The 14,005-nt window shown below is 62.7% G+C and carries 18 protein-coding genes and 2 tRNA genes; 12 read left to right on the top strand and 8 right to left on the bottom strand.

Annotation, left to right across the window (positions count from 1 at the left end; translation table 11 throughout):
* Nucleotides 1-130 precede the first annotated feature (130 nt).
* From HB777_17140 to HB777_17120, 5 genes are all read left to right on the top strand, one after another.
* Nucleotides 131-688 (top strand): CDP-alcohol phosphatidyltransferase family protein, encoded by a 558-nt coding sequence (locus HB777_17140; protein ID QND65455.1) that lies wholly within the window; start codon nt 131-133, stop codon nt 686-688.
* On the top strand, nt 660-1,862 hold the full coding sequence (locus HB777_17135) for an AI-2E family transporter (protein QND65454.1): 1,203 nt from the start codon (nt 660-662) through the stop codon (nt 1,860-1,862). The genes HB777_17140 and HB777_17135 overlap by 29 nt, the downstream gene beginning before the upstream one ends.
* 1 nt (nt 1,863) lies before the next feature.
* Nucleotides 1,864-2,568 carry a hypothetical protein gene (locus tag HB777_17130; protein QND65453.1) on the top strand — a complete coding sequence of 235 codons (705 nt, stop codon included), beginning with the start codon at nt 1,864-1,866 and terminating at the stop codon, nt 2,566-2,568.
* Nucleotides 2,569-2,718: 150 nt separating this feature from the next.
* The gene (locus HB777_17125; protein ID QND65452.1) at nt 2,719-2,976 is read left to right on the top strand and encodes a type II toxin-antitoxin system prevent-host-death family antitoxin; all 258 of its coding nucleotides are present in this window, start codon (nt 2,719-2,721) and stop codon (nt 2,974-2,976) included.
* A complete protein-coding gene (locus HB777_17120) occupies nt 2,973-3,356 on the top strand; it encodes a type II toxin-antitoxin system VapC family toxin (GenBank protein QND65451.1) in 384 nt (127 codons plus the stop codon). The genes HB777_17125 and HB777_17120 overlap by 4 nt, the downstream gene beginning before the upstream one ends.
* A gap of 50 nt (nt 3,357-3,406) precedes the next feature.
* Here HB777_17120 and HB777_17115 read toward each other — a convergent pair whose 3' ends face one another.
* Entirely contained in the window at nt 3,407-3,688 is a 282-nt protein-coding gene (locus HB777_17115; GenBank protein QND65450.1) for a hypothetical protein, read from the bottom strand.
* A gap of 145 nt (nt 3,689-3,833) precedes the next feature.
* Nucleotides 3,834-3,910: transfer RNA gene (locus tag HB777_17110), tRNA-Pro, on the bottom strand.
* 124 nt (nt 3,911-4,034) lie between these two features.
* On the opposite strand from HB777_17110, the gene HB777_17105 reads away from it, so the two are divergent.
* The 4 genes from HB777_17105 (at nt 4,035) to HB777_17090 (ending at nt 6,069) form a co-directional block, all read left to right on the top strand.
* The gene (locus tag HB777_17105; GenBank protein ID QND65449.1) at nt 4,035-4,340 is read left to right on the top strand and encodes an ETC complex I subunit; all 306 of its coding nucleotides are present in this window, start codon (nt 4,035-4,037) and stop codon (nt 4,338-4,340) included.
* A 47-nt stretch (nt 4,341-4,387) separates the two neighbouring features.
* Nucleotides 4,388-4,464: transfer RNA gene (locus tag HB777_17100), tRNA-Arg, on the top strand.
* Nucleotides 4,465-4,731: 267 nt separating this feature from the next.
* Complete coding sequence (locus tag HB777_17095) at nt 4,732-4,953, top strand: hypothetical protein (protein QND65448.1); 222 nt, start codon at nt 4,732-4,734, stop codon at nt 4,951-4,953.
* Between the two features lie 327 nt (nt 4,954-5,280).
* Nucleotides 5,281-6,069, top strand: coding sequence for a GGDEF domain-containing protein (locus HB777_17090; protein ID QND65447.1), 789 nt, complete (start codon nt 5,281-5,283; stop codon nt 6,067-6,069).
* 91 nt (nt 6,070-6,160) lie between these two features.
* Here the strand turns inward: HB777_17090 and HB777_17085 are convergent, their stop codons facing one another.
* Nucleotides 6,161-6,745 carry a glycosyltransferase family 25 protein gene (locus tag HB777_17085; GenBank protein QND65446.1) on the bottom strand — a complete coding sequence of 195 codons (585 nt, stop codon included), beginning with the start codon at nt 6,743-6,745 and terminating at the stop codon, nt 6,161-6,163.
* Nucleotides 6,746-7,275: 530 nt separating this feature from the next.
* On the opposite strand from HB777_17085, the gene HB777_17080 reads away from it, so the two are divergent.
* Both HB777_17080 and HB777_17075 read left to right on the top strand, forming a co-directional pair.
* Complete coding sequence (locus HB777_17080; GenBank protein QND65445.1) at nt 7,276-8,238, top strand: glycosyltransferase; 963 nt, start codon at nt 7,276-7,278, stop codon at nt 8,236-8,238.
* Between the two features lie 158 nt (nt 8,239-8,396).
* Nucleotides 8,397-9,623, top strand: coding sequence for an anion transporter (locus HB777_17075; GenBank protein QND68800.1), 1,227 nt, complete (start codon nt 8,397-8,399; stop codon nt 9,621-9,623).
* Here the strand turns inward: HB777_17075 and HB777_17070 are convergent.
* On the bottom strand, nt 9,620-10,207 hold the full coding sequence (locus HB777_17070) for a TetR/AcrR family transcriptional regulator (protein QND65444.1): 588 nt from the start codon (nt 10,205-10,207) through the stop codon (nt 9,620-9,622). The genes HB777_17075 and HB777_17070 overlap by 4 nt on opposite strands.
* Nucleotides 10,208-10,294: 87 nt before the next feature.
* Here HB777_17070 and HB777_17065 point away from each other — a divergent pair, with 87 nt between their 5' ends.
* Nucleotides 10,295-11,176: a crotonase/enoyl-CoA hydratase family protein gene (locus HB777_17065; protein ID QND65443.1), complete on the top strand. Its 882-nt coding sequence runs from the start codon at nt 10,295-10,297 to the stop codon at nt 11,174-11,176.
* Here the strand turns inward: HB777_17065 and HB777_17060 are convergent.
* The 4 genes from HB777_17060 to HB777_17045 all read right to left on the bottom strand — a co-directional run bounded on the left by HB777_17060 (nt 11,137) and on the right by HB777_17045 (nt 13,966).
* A complete protein-coding gene (locus HB777_17060; GenBank protein ID QND65442.1) occupies nt 11,137-11,445 on the bottom strand; it encodes a cupredoxin family copper-binding protein in 309 nt (102 codons plus the stop codon). The two genes, HB777_17065 and HB777_17060, sit on opposite strands and share 40 nt — an antisense overlap.
* A gap of 11 nt (nt 11,446-11,456) precedes the next feature.
* A complete protein-coding gene (locus tag HB777_17055) occupies nt 11,457-11,981 on the bottom strand; it encodes a DUF4142 domain-containing protein (protein ID QND65441.1) in 525 nt (174 codons plus the stop codon).
* A 116-nt stretch (nt 11,982-12,097) separates the two neighbouring features.
* A complete protein-coding gene (locus HB777_17050; protein QND65440.1) occupies nt 12,098-12,772 on the bottom strand; it encodes an RNA polymerase sigma factor in 675 nt (224 codons plus the stop codon).
* A gap of 132 nt (nt 12,773-12,904) precedes the next feature.
* On the bottom strand, nt 12,905-13,966 hold the full coding sequence (locus HB777_17045; GenBank protein QND65439.1) for an HPP family protein: 1,062 nt from the start codon (nt 13,964-13,966) through the stop codon (nt 12,905-12,907).
* Nucleotides 13,967-14,005: the final 39 nt, after the last annotated feature.

Raw genomic sequence — 14,005 nt, 5'->3', positions numbered from 1 at the left:
TAGGCGCTGGTGATTGGCGAAAGCCAAGCTGACAGCCAATCTCCCCCTTGCGGGGAGATCGGCAGCTTCTCCCTTGTTGCCACCCACCATCTTCATCATCTATCTCCGACCGAGAGGAGGTGCCAAGCATTTGACCGTCCCCAACCTGATCACCCTCCTGCGCCTTCTTCTGGTGCCGGCGGTGGTGCTGGCGATGCTGCAGGCGCGCTGGGACTGGGCCTTTGCCGGGTTCCTCATCGCCGGCATTTCCGACGGCGTCGACGGGTTCATCGCCCGCCGCTTCAACCAGCAGTCCAGGCTCGGCGCCTATCTCGACCCGATGGCCGACAAGCTGCTGCTGGTTTCGGTGTTCGTGGTCATGGGCTTCATCGGACAGTTGCCGCTGTGGCTGGTCGTCACCATGGTGTCGCGCGACGCGCTGATCGTCTGCGCCGTTGTGTTGTCCACCGTCATGGCCCATCCGGTCGAGATGAAACCGCTGTTCGTGTCGAAGGCCAACACCGCCATCCAGATCGTGCTGGCCGCGACTGTGCTGGGCGAACTCGCCCTTGTCGTTCACCTCGACCCGCTGAGGCCAGCTCTCATATTGCTGTCCGGGGTCTTGACCGTGGCTTCGGCCGCGGCCTATCTCGTGGCTTGGCTGAGGCACATGAGCGGCTATGGCGAAGGCTCCAATCCGGACACCTGACAAAGAGGCGGCGGTCATAGAGACTGCGGCCGCCGACATCGTTGCGTCCGAAACCTTTCGCCGACAGATCTTCTTCTGGCTGGCCGGCGCTGCCTTGCTGGCGCTTTTCCTCTATGTTTTCAGTGACATCCTGCTGCCCTTCGTTGCCGGCATGGTGCTTGCCTATTTCCTCGATCCGGTCGCCGACCGGCTGGAGCGGCTCGGCCTGTCGCGCATCATGGCGACGGTGGTCATTCTCATCACCTTTCTCGTCGTGCTGGTGCTGGCCTTCGTCATCCTCATTCCGGTGCTGGCCACGCAGATGGCCGATTTCGCGGCCAAGCTGCCGGAATATCTGACCAAGCTGCAAGGCCTGCTCACCTCCTTCGATCCGAAATGGCTGGAGCAGAAATTCGGCGTCAACGCCAATGGATTGCGCGACGGCTTGAGTTCGCTGCTGTCGTCCGGTTTCAGCCTCATCACCACCGTCTTCACCTCGCTGTGGAGCTCCGGCGTGGCGCTGGTCTCGGTGGTCAGTCTGTTCGTGGTGACGCCGGTGGTCGCCTTCTACATGCTGCTCGACTGGGACCGCATGGTGGCGGTGATCGACAGCTGGGTGCCGCGCGACAACGTCGCGACGGTGCGCGGTATCGCCAAGGACATCAACACCGCCACCGCCGGTTTCGTGCGCGGCCAGGGCACGCTGTGCCTGGTGCTGGGCGCAATTTATGCCACTGGGCTGACGCTGACCGGGCTGAATTTCGGCATCCTCATCGGCCTGTTCGCCGGGCTGATTTCCTTCATTCCCTATGTCGGCTCGCTGACCGGGCTGGTGCTGGCCGTTGGCGTCGCCTTCGTCCAGTTCTGGCCGGACTGGACCATGATCGTCGCCGTCGCGGTCGTGTTCTTCATTGGCCAGTTCATCGAGGGCAACATCCTGCAGCCGCGGCTGGTCGGCAAAAGCGTCGGCCTGCACCCGGTATGGCTGATGTTTTCGCTGTTTGCCTTCGGCGCGCTGTTCGGCTTCGTCGGCTTGTTGATCGCGGTGCCGGCTTCGGCTGCCGTTGCCGTGCTGGTGCGGTTTGCAATCGCCCGCTATCTCGAATCGCCGCTCTACAAGGGCCACGGCGCGGCACCCGCGCCGCCGCTGCCGGCCGATCGCGGCGGCGGCCACCGCACGCAATCGCGTCGCTGAAGTGACTGCCCAGCCAACCGACCCGCCACGCCAGTTGCCGCTCGATCTCGGCCATGGCACCGGCTATTCGCGCGACGACCTCGTCGTCTCCGGCACAAACAGCCAGGCGGTGGCCTTGGTCGACCGCTGGCCTGATTGGCCTTCGCCGGTGGTGGTGCTGGCAGGTCCCGCCGGCTCCGGCAAGACACATTTGGCCTCCATATGGCGCGCGCGCGCCAGCGCGGTGGCGGTCGACGCCGGACGCATTGGCGACAGCATCGCCAATCTCGGTGCCCGGCCGGCACTGATCGACGATATCGATACCGGGACGGTCGATGAACACGGCTTGTTCCATCTGATCAATGCGGTGCGGGGAGCAGGCTCCACACTGCTCCTGACGGCGCGCCGCTTCCCGTCGGCCTGGGGTGTCAGGCTGCCTGATCTCGCCTCGCGGCTGAAGGCGGCGGCAACGGTCGAGATCCATGAGCCCGACGATCTCCTGCTCGCCGGTGTCATCACCAAGCTGTTCGCCGACCGCCAGGTCGAGGTCGAGCCGCATGTCGTGCAATATCTGGTGCGCCGCATCGAGCGCTCGCTGGCGACGGCCATGCGCGTGGTGGAAAGGCTGGATCGTACCGCGCTCGAGCGCAAGACGCCGATCACGCGAGCGCTGGCCGCCGAAACCGTCAACGCCATGGATGAGGGACAGGGCGAGTTCGAGATTTAGGGAGAGGCTTTCAGGCTTAGCAAGAAACGAAACCCTGCTAAAGCGCGGAAAACCTCGCCAGGTGCATCAAGCAATAACCTTGGCTGTTGAAGCGGACCATTCGATGGTCTATTTTATGATATGTTCTGACAATGGTCTATGGAGCGACCGATGCAAATATCCGTCACCGATGCCAAGGGACAACTGACCGAACTGGTGCGCCGCGCGGAGACAGGCGACGAGGTCATACTGACCCGTCACGGCCATGCGGCAGTGCGGCTGGTTCCCATCAAGACGATGCCCGACAGGAAAGGTCGCCGGGCCCTCATGGAAGCGGCGCGTGCGGCGGGCGCCTCCAAGGCTAAGGTCGGGCCATCTGCCGCCCGCAGCCAGGATTTCCTTTATGGCGATGACGGCATGCCCGAATGATCGCTGTCGACACCTCGGCGCTAATGGCGATCATGCTCGATGAACCGCAGGCCGACGCCTGCATGGCCGTGCTCGAAGCCGAGAACGACCTCCTGATTTCCGCCGGCACTGTCGCCGAGGCGCTGATCGTGGCGGCCCATCGTGGCGTCGGTGCCGAGATGTCTGGCCTGATTGACGGGCTTGGTTTCGAAGTGGTGGCAGTGACGCCGGCGTCAGCCCGGCGCATCGCCGAGGCCTACGCGCAGTGGGGCAAGGGTATCCATCCCGCCGCGCTCAATTTCGGCGATTGTTTCTCCTATGAAGTGGCGAAGGAGCACGCTTGCCGCCTACTTTATGTCGGAGCCGATTTTTCCAAGACCGACATCGAAGGTGTTTATTGAACGTCGCGAGCCGGAAGATGTTGTTGTCTGGCCGGTGAACTCAGCCAGTCTCACAGCCACATTCTGGCAAAATGGCGGACCACCAGGTAGACGGCTGAGTGGGCGGCGATATAGCCGGCGGCGACCAGCACGAACATGCCGATACTGGCAGGCCAGGAGCGGGAGACGACGGCGCCTGGGCCCTGCCTGACCTGTCTGCGGCTTTCCCGGTTGTTCCACATCGCCAGCGCGGCGCAGGCAATCGCCCACGTCACCATGAATGGAACCGTTATGCCGGCATAGGCAAAGTAGGCCGGTCCGAACAGCGACACCCAAGCATCGATCCCAAGCATCTGAAACCCCCTGTTTGCCGAAGTCTAAGCCGGCAATGGCGACGGAAGCGAGCTTGAAATGGTGACGGCGGGCTGGAGTGGAAGCGACGCAAGGTGGCCACGCGACCGTGCCAATGGCTATCGATATTGCATATCCGGGAGAGGATGGTCGGAGTGGAGAGATTCGAACTCCCGACCCTCTGGTCCCAAACCAGATGCGCTACCAGGCTGCGCTACACTCCGAACGGTCTGTTGCCTATTCATTTCGGTGCTGCATGGCAAGTGCAAAAACCTTGCCGCCGTGCGCATTGCGCAGTAATGACGGGCGGAGGGTGGCGATGCTGCCTTGCACAATAACGAGGTGGTCATGTCCGCGCGCATTTTCAGCCCAGCCAAAACCGCGATGCAGTCCGGCAAGGCCAAGACCGGCCACTGGGTGCTGGAATTCGACCCCGAGATGCGCAAGAAGATCGACCCGCTGATGGGCTACACCACGTCGGGCGACATGAGAAGTCAGATCAGGCTCACCTTCGACACCAGGGAAGAGGCGGTGGCCTACGCCGAAAAGGAGGGGCTCGCCTTTCGCGTCGAAGAGCCGAAAGAGACCAAGCGCCGCCAGATTTCCTATGCGGAGAATTTCCGCTATGACCGCAGGACGCCCTGGACGCATTGAACGGCGGCCAGCGCCAAAATATCCAGCCGGCCCAACGGCCGGCCAGCGGTCCCGTAGCTCAGCTGGATAGAGCACCGGCCTTCTAAGCCGATGGTCACAGGTTCGAATCCTGTCGGGATCGCCAATAATTTCAGGTCCATTCTGGACATATAAGTTTGAGAAAAAATCAGCGCTTTGGCTTTGCCATTCGTTGAATGGGCGCGCGACCCATGGCGGCACCTCGGTGGTTGGCCGCGACCACGTTCCTCGTATTATTTCGTGACTCGGCCTTTTCGGAACCTTTCCCGCGCACGGCGCGTTTCGGCGCCTGTATTCGCAAAGCCTCATACAAAAAGCCTCATACAAAAAGCGAATCGGTGGGAGGCAAACACGGGTGGGGAGGAGTGTTGCAATGTCGAACCGAGAAATAGGAATATCTTCGGCCCTGGATCGGCGCATCGCCGATCTCAAGGCCAGGATGCTGGACGCCCGGATTACCGAATACGAATTGAAGACCTTTCAGAAAGTGGCTTCCCTCATGGGAGGCGGCGAGGGCTCGCTGCGCCTTGATGCCGACGACCTGATCGCGGCATCCTTTGTCGTCGACGCGCTGGGTGAACCAACACTCAACTGAGGGCGGGCGGTCTGGCTTCGAGCGCCGCTTGCTCTGCCAGCAGCCTGGTCCAAACCTTCAAGCCGGGAATCAGGATGGCCGCCTTTTCAGCGGCCGTCCTGCGGCGTCCGCGCGCGCAAGCATCTGTCGCGGCTGGCCAACAGCGGCTTGCCCGTGAAGCGATCCTGCCGCAAAGCCAGTGACCTGCGGTGCCTGCGCTCGGCGCTATGCCGCCCGATATCGACCCGATATTGAATTGGAGGGCCCGATATTGAATTGGAGGGAAAGTCTTATCAATTTGTTTGCGTTGGTTCGTCATAGTAGCGGCGGCTAACGGAGTTGAACGCGATGAAGCTCGATCTGTCGCCGACGAGCTGGGGCAGGGTGATCGCCGTCACGGTAGCCGGTACGGCATTCTTCATTGCCGTGGCATTCTTCGTCGATTCCTTCAACTTCCCCTATCTTTCGCCCGAGGCCGTGTGGCGGGCGCAGATGACCGATCTGATGCTGCCTTTGGGGCTGGGCGGCTCGTTTCTGTTTTTCCTCATGTGGAAGATTCGCCAGCTGGCCATCGCCCAGCGCGACCTCAGCGTCGTTGCCGCGACCGACAGCCTGACGGCGGTGCTGAACCGAGGCGCCTTCTCGATGCTGGTCGAAGCCTATCTCGAAGAGACCCGCAAGCAGGAGCAGCCCCGCTCGGGGGCGCTGCTGATCATCGACGCCGACCATTTCAAGTTGATCAACGACCGCCTGGGCCATGACTGCGGCGATCAGGCGCTCAAGCTGATCGCGCAGGCCATCAAAGGGCAATTGCGTGGCGGCGATATTGTCGGCCGCATCGGCGGCGAAGAATTCGGCGTGTTTCTTCCAGGCGTCGATCCCTCCCAATCCTGGGTGGTTGCCGAAAGCATCCGCCGGCGCATCCGGGAGATGGACTTTTCGCCCGGCGGCAGACCTTGCCCGCTTTCCGTCAGCATCGGCGGCACGAGCTTTACCGGCCCGATCACCTATGAGGAGATCTTCTCCGCCGCCGACAGAAGGCTTTACACGGCCAAGTCGAACGGACGCGATCAGGTCAGCTTCGATCCGGCGGGCGCCACTCCGGTGCCTCAGCCCAGCGTCGCCACGGTGCATTGACGGCAAAGACGGTCGTCGCAACCTCGAACCGTCGCGTCCCGGCACGGTTGGGACAGGTCGTCGCGCAGATGGCGCTTTCGCTTTCCCGACGTCACGCCAGAGAGATGGTCTGCTCGCGCCTGAAGCGGCAGATATCGAATATCTGCCGACCTATGCGCCTCGTTTCGACCACGAGCTTTTCGGTCGGGCTCCTCTTTGCAGCAGAATTTGCCCCAGATTTCACCAGCCGCTCCTCACCAAGTAGGCTGGTCAATCCGGGGGTCTTCTCGCGCACACGATCATGTTGCACGCATAGCGCGGGTAAGAGTTGGTAGATCGCTTTGCTCGACGACGTCGGAAGCGACGGATCGAAGATAAAATGATCGGCGGGCGCATCGAGGCTTCGGGTGATCAGATCGCGCGCTGCTCGCTTCGAAAGGATGTAACCGGCCGATCCGATGTGGAACCCATATAGTCTGGCCACTGAAAACGGACCGCCGACGGAAGTGCGCTTCATCGCGATGACCGTCTTCTTTAAGTACGTTTCCAGCTTGACGATATCGGCGTCGGCCGGAACCCATCCATCGTCGGAGAGGATAGGGCCGGCCACTTCGGACAGCAGGATGTCGTCCTCGAAGATCGCGCCAAAGGCATCGTCGCCATCCGCGATGATTTTCCAGCAAACCTTGTGGCTCATGAGGCAAGCCGTTTCCGTGGGGGGTCAAATTCGGTGAAGTTGCGGTAAATTCCGGTCGATGCAACGCGTCCACGGCAGGAATCCGCTCGAACGAAACACCAATCTTCGCGAATTCAGCCGTGACATGGGCAAGTCGATCGGGAGACCGATCGAGATTGATGACCATGCATTTCATTGATGCCCCCAAAGGCTATGTGCCGATTTTAGTACTGCTTTGGACTTGACCCGGAACGATCTTCCATGCCCCGGAGGCGCGGGCTTAACCTAACAGCTCGCGCCTGTCTCGTCCTTCGCCATCAAGAGAAGGTTCTGGAGACACTGTCATAGGTCTGGACCCGTCGACCTCGAACCCGGCGAGTTCCCCCTTGCGTGATCGACGAGCAAGCGAGGCGGACGGGAACGCGTGCGAGATGCGGGTTGATGTATTTGAGCAACAGATCGACTACTTAGCGGTTATTGATCGCCCCGTAATTGACTTAGCCTGTGCACCAGCAGCAAACAGCCGGCCAGGCGAATAAAGCGCAGCGACCATGCTCCATCTGTTCAATGGCTTTCAGAACCCCTTTGGCGGCAGTGACCTTGAAGCCCTGGAACTGTACCGGCTGTTGAGCGCCGACTCCGAGGTGCGTCTGTGGGCAACCACCTCCAGGGTGTCCGGCGAATTGATGCGGCAATTCCCGATTCGCCGCATCTCGCCGCTAACGCGGAACGTGCCGGACGGCGGCACCTACGTCTTTCTCGGCGCGCATTGGCGCAACAAGGTGTGGCCCTACCTGATCCCGCGACCGCGCCGGCTGATCTATGTCTTCAACACCTTTCATCCGAAAGTCATCGCGCTGACGACGCGCATGCCACCTATGCTGGGCTGGCCCGCCGCCGAGCTGGTGCTGATTTCCGACTTTCAACGGCGCATGCTGCAAATCGACGGTGTCGTGCATCCGTCGCCGATCGAGATCGGACGTTTTTCGCCACGGCTGGTCCGACCGGCTGGTCCGTTCACGGTGGGGCGGTTGAGCCGCGACGCACCTGACAAGCATCACGCCGACGATGTGCCGCTCTATGAAGCATTGCTGGCGGAGGGCGCCAAGGTGCGGATTCAGGGCGGGATGCTGCTCGCGGACAAACTCGCGCCGCATCGGCAACTCGAACTCCTGCCGCAGGGCCAATTTGCGGCTGAAGAGTTCCTGCAGACGCTTGACGTGTTCTATTATCGCACCGGCTCGCACGTCGAGACGTTCGGTCGCGTGGTGTTCGAGGCGATGGCCTGTGGTTTGCCTGTGGTCTGTCATTCGCATGGCGGCTACGCTGACCATATCAGGCATGGCGAAAACGGTTTTCTGTTCGAGACGACACAACAAGCGTCACGGATCCTGGCCGATCTCAAAGCCGATCCGGGGCTGCGGGCGACAGTGGGGCGCGAGGCGCGGCGGACCGTTGAGGAGCTGTTTTCCTCGCAGGCGTTTCGACAGCGGCTGGATTTCTATCTGCGCTAGCGGCACGTCATCCGCCGGGCTCCGCGGATACCCTCGGCGCAACAACATGCCCGGCGTGTTTGTCATCGATCTCCACATCACGCTAAAGCTGGCATGCAAACGAACCATCGAGGCCGACAGGCAGCGGCGCGCCACAGACTGAGCAGGACTTCTTGACGATGACATTGATGGGCGCGGCGGCACTGCTGATCCTGGTCCTGACTTACGCCGGCGTCGCGATCGGCCGCATCCCCGGCCTGCGCCTCGACCGGGCGGGGATCGCGCTGCTCGGCGGCGCCGCGATGATCGCCATCGGCGCGCTCAGCATGGAGGATGCCTACCGGGCGATCAATTTCGACACCATCACTCTTCTGCTGGGCATGATGATCGTGGTGGCGCATCTGAAAGTGTCGGGCGCCTTTCGCGGCCTTGGCGCCATTGCCATCGAGCACGCCCACGCGCCCTTCATGCTTTTGGTGATGGTGACGCTGCTGACCGGCGTGCTGTCGGCCTTCCTGGTCAACGACGCCATCTGCCTTGTCATGGCGCCGATCGTCGTCCACGTCACCCGTGTGATCAAGCGCAACCCGATCCCCTATCTGATCGCCACCGCCACCGCGTCGAATTGCGGCAGCGTCGCCACCATCACCGGCAATCCGCAAAACATGGTCATCGGCGCGCTGTCGGGCATTTCCTATCCGGCCTTTTCGGCGGCGCTCGCTCCGGTCGCCCTGTTCGGTCTCGTCGCGGTCGTCATCATCATCCGCATCGTCTACCGGGCCGAATTCGCCCGCACGGTCCAACTGACGCCCGAGGTTTCGCGTGGCCGCATGCATAGAGGGCAGGTGCTGAAGGCGGTGGTGGTCTGCGTCGGACTGGCAATCGCCTTCTTCGCCGGCGTGCCAGTCGCCAAGGCCGCGCTCATCGGCGGCGCCATCCTCCTGCTCACCCGTGCCATCAAGCCGGAACGCATCTACCGCGAGATCGACGGTCCGTTGCTGTTCATGTTCGCCGGTCTGTTCGTGGTTGTCGCCGGCGCCGAAAAGACACTTCTCACATCAGACATGATCGCCTCGGCAAGGAACCTCGGGCTGGATGATGTCTGGCGGCTGTCCGGCTTCACCGCGGTGCTCTCCAACATCATGAGCAATGTCCCGGCCGTGCTGGCGCTCCGGCCCTTCATACCCGGTCTCGAAAATCCCGAGCGCGCCTGGCTGGTCGTCGCCATGAGCTCGACGCTGGCCGGCAATTTCACGCTGCTGGGTTCGGTCGCCAACCTGATCGTCGCCGAACAGGCACGGGCCGCCGGTACGCCGCTGTCATTCGGCGCTTTCTTCAAGGTCGGCTTGCCGCTGACGCTGATAACGCTGGCGGCCGGCACCGCATGGTTGGCGTTTGGGTTCTAGACCTGGCTGCTTGAAATGCGCGCCCGCACAAGCGTCGCCGCGGCGCGGCCGGCCGCCTCGATGTAGTCGGGGTTGCGGTGGATCAGCATGATCGAAAAGGAGCCGTCGATCAGCACGACGATCTCGCGGGCCAAGGTTTGCGGCTCAGCGACGCCGTGGTCCGACAGCGCGCCAGCCAGCCATGTTTCGAAATTTGACTTGTGCCGCGACCCGGCCTTGATCGCCGGATGTCCAGGCATCGAGGCGAGTTCGGCGGCCGTGCGCAGGAAGCCGCATCCTTTCCATTTCGGATGGCGGGCGGCTCTCGCCAGATTGGTGAAGATCGCCTCGACCTTGCGATCCGCGCTGCCTTCGGCAGCATCGAACCAGCCGGCCATCCGCTTCAGGTTGGGTTGGTCGCGGCCATCGAGATAGGCGGCGATGAGGTCGTCCTTGCTCTTGAAATGGTAGTAGAGCGTCCGCTTGGTGAGACCCGCTTCCTCGGCAACGGCATCGACGCTGACGCGACCGATTCCCTCGGCATAGAAGAGCTTGGTCGCTGCATCGACAATGCGCTTGCGGGTAGGGCTTTGCGTGTCAGGCATGAACCTATGTATACCGACTAGTGAATATACACAAGCGACGAAGGGCATAGTCTTCCGGCCATGACCATGATGGAGAAGGAAGAGCCAATGACCGATCTTGTCCTCAACGAAACCAGGGATGGGATTGCCATCCTCACCCTCAACCGGCCGGAGAAACTCAACGCGCTGAACTATGCCCTGATCGATCGCCTGCTTGCGGCTCTCGACGACATTGAAGTCGACGACGGCGTTCGGGCGGTCATTCTCACCGGAGCAGGGGAGCGGGCGTTTTCGGCGGGCGGCGACATCCCCGAGTTCGCGGCCAGTGTGGCGCTTGGCGTCGATGTCGCGATGCGGGACTTCGTTATACGCGGGCAGCGGCTGACGGCGAGGCTGGAGGCCTTCCGCAAGCCCATCATCGCTGCCGTCAACGGCATTGCCTTTGGCGGCGGCTGCGAAATCACCGAGGCCGTGCCGCTCGCCATCGCCAGTGACCGTGCTTTGTTCGCCAAGCCGGAAATCAACCTGGCAATGCCGCCGACCTTTGGCGGAACGCAACGCCTGCCAAGGCTTGCCGGGCGCAAGCGGGCGCTCGAACTGCTGTTGACGGGCGACTGGTTTCCGCCGCCGCGGGCGCTTGAGCTGGGTCTCGTCAACGAGGTTGTGACGCATGCCGAGCTGATGCCGGCCGCGATCGGCCTGGCCAGGCGTATCCTGCGGCACTCCGATCTGGCGATCGCCAGCATCCTCACGGCGGTGGCGCGCGGCCTCAACCAGAGCATCGCCGAAGGCCTGCTGGTCGAGGCCGAGCAGTTCGCCCGCATGGCCCCGACCGCCGATCTGCGCGAAGGGCTGGATGCCTGGATCGCACGCCGCGAGCCGGGCTATGACGGCTCGTGGACGCACATCAGCCGGCCGGATGAGGCCAGGCGGGTCTCATTGGCGCTGGATCAGGGCGCCACCACCAAGCGGCCTTTCATGTTGGGGTGAAAGCGGCAGAAATAGTCGACCGGTCCCGCGGCCTTCAATGTCAGGCTTGCGGATTTCTTCGGCGGGATCATCACCTCCCAGCTACCTTTCACGGTGGCCGTGTGGGCGAACACATCCTTGTTCACCCACTCGATCGTGTCGCCGACCTTCGCCTCGACGGTGGCTGGCGAGAACACCAGCCTGTCGATGGTGACCTGGATGGTTTCAGCTTTCGCCGGAACGATACCGGCGGCCAGCATCAACGCAATCCACAGATGGCGTTTTGGCATGCCCCCGGTCCTTACTTCAGCATGCCGGCGACGTGTTCGGCATGCTGCTCATGGCCCTGGAATATCTTCAGGCCGGTTTCCAGAAGGCTCTTCAGTTCGGCATTGCTGGCCGACGGAATGAGCAGCGTTTCGAGCGCGCCGTTGACCTGCTTGTGGTAGGCGACCTCATTGTCGACATAGGCCTTGTCGAAGGCAGCGCCGTCGAGCTTGGCGAGCTTGGCCCTCTCCTCGGCGGCCGCCTTGCTCAGCCCCTGGCTGGTGGCGTTGTCTTGCGGCGTGACCTTGAGTTTCTTCACCAGGTCGAGCGCCTGCACATTCACGGCTTCATGGTCGCGCACCATGTCGTTGGCGAAATCCACGACCGCCTTGGTCTTTGACTTCTCGATCGCCAGCTTGGCCGCTTCAACATCGATGACCCCGGCCGTGTAGGCGATGTGGGCGATCTGCGGATCGGTTGGCTTGTCGGCGGCTTGTGCGAACGGGGCAGTGCCAAGCAGCAGCAGGGCGGCGAGCGCGGCAGTGTGTCGGATAGACATGGCATCTCCTTCGTCCGGACGCTGAAATCGCCCCGGACAGTGTTTCTCGGTTGACGGTCATTTGATGCTGGTCGGCGGCAAACGTTCCCGCCAAAATCAACTGAATCCGGTGAAGGTCAGCTTTCGAGCCCGAGTCGCTGCATGACGGCGCTGGTCAGCCTTTCGCAACGTCGGCCGGCGAAGGGGAAGGCATCGAGCAGCACCGGCCCGATCTGGTCGTCCAGCGCCTTGCGCACCAGGGTGCGGGCGCGGTGCAGCCTCGTCTTGACGGTTTGCGGCCGCACGCCGAGAAGATCGGCGGTCTCTTCGATGCTCAGCCCCTCGATCACCCGCGCCACGAACACCGTCCGGTAGACATCGGGAAGGCTGTCTGTGGCCCGTTCGACCAGTTGCAGGATCTGCCGTTGCGCCATCGTCCGCTCCGGATCGTCGCTGGGGTTGAGAGGGAACCGGATGATCTCGGCTTGCGGATTTTCCGGCAGTGCAACAGTTCTGCGCCTTTTGCGCAGGCGGCCGAGCGCCTCGTTGATGACGATCCGCGACAGCCATGTGGCAAGCGAGGAATCGCCGCGAAACGCATCGAGATGGGCGAAGGCCTTGACGTAGGCCTCCTGGACGATGTCCTCGGCCTCGCTGTCATTGCGCACGACGCCGCGCGCGATCCGGTAGAGCCGCTGATTGTGTGTCTTGATGATGCTGCGGAAGGCATCGCCGTCACGTGCCAGCGCCCGCCGGACGAGCTGCATGTCGTCTGACGCAGCAGAAGGCACGGCCGTCAACACAGCAGGCATGGCCAGTTTCCTCAACCCAATCTCCGGACCGGAACCCCGATCGAGAGATTGGACGCTGTTGCCGGCAAAAGGTTCCCGAAGATTTTTCGCCGGGTCCGGCGGCAGCTACCCTACCGCCCCAGTGAAGGCTTGTCAGGCAGCCTGCAGGCGCGCCGTGGCCGCCAGGAGATCGGTCTGGGTGATCAGCCCGAGAATCCGCTTGTCGTCGTCGACAATGATGACGGCATGGCTGCGGCCGTCGGTGAGCACGGGCAGCAGACCCATGGCGGTGAAACCGGCGGCTGCTGTCGCCGCGGGCGTTATCACGGATCCAACCGTGCCGGAGGCCAGGGTCAGTTCCCGCAACCCCACGGTGCCTGCCAGCCTTGCCTCGGCGTTGACGACCGGCAAGGTACGGATGTTATGGTCAAGCAGCAATTGGCGCGCCGCGTCGGCCGAGGTGTGCGCGTCGACCGAGATCACATCGCGCGACATGATATCCTCGCACAGAAGGGTCTTGTGCGCGCGCACCATCGCCTGCAATTCGACTTGCCGCAGCAGTCGGTCGAGATCGTTGCGATCGATATCGAACGTCTCGTCGAGTGCGCCAAGTGCTGCATCGATGTCTTCGGATCGAAAGCCGACGCGCGACTGTGCCGGTGGATCGACGGTGCCGTGGCTGTTGGCAGGTGCTGCAGCCGGCACATGCGGATAATTGCGCCGGGCCAGCCTGTGGAAGCCGTAGCCGAGCGCCACCAGCAGGATCGAGTTCAACGCCACCGGCACGAATGGAAACAGGAAGCCGGCGCTGATGACGGCGGGCCCACCCAGCACCGCGGTCAGCGCGGCCGCTCCGCCTGGCGGATGCAGGCAGCGCGTGAACGACATGGCGGCGATGGCCAATGCCACCGCGATGCCGCTGGCAAGGGCGGTTTCGTGGATGAAATGCGCCACGATCACGCCAACCAGTGCCGATATCGTGTTGCCGCCGATGATCGACCATGGCTGCGCCAGCGGACTGGCCGGCACCGCGAACAGCAGCACCGCCGACGCCCCCATCGGCGCCACCAGCAACGGCACGTGCGGACCGTTGCCGAGCACGAGGCTGGCGATCACCCCGGTGAGCGCAATGCCGATCGTCGCGCCGATACAGGCGACGAGACGCTCGCGCAGCGTCGCGCCGGCAAGAATGGGAACAAAAAGGCGGAAGGCCATGGTGGTCGGGAACTCTCTCGGGAGATCATTTGGCAAACG

This window comes from Mesorhizobium loti (genome assembly GCA_014189435.1).
Classification (GTDB): Bacteria; Pseudomonadota; Alphaproteobacteria; order Rhizobiales; family Rhizobiaceae; genus Mesorhizobium; species Mesorhizobium loti_G.
This window is presented reverse-complemented; position numbering and strand designations above follow the sequence as displayed.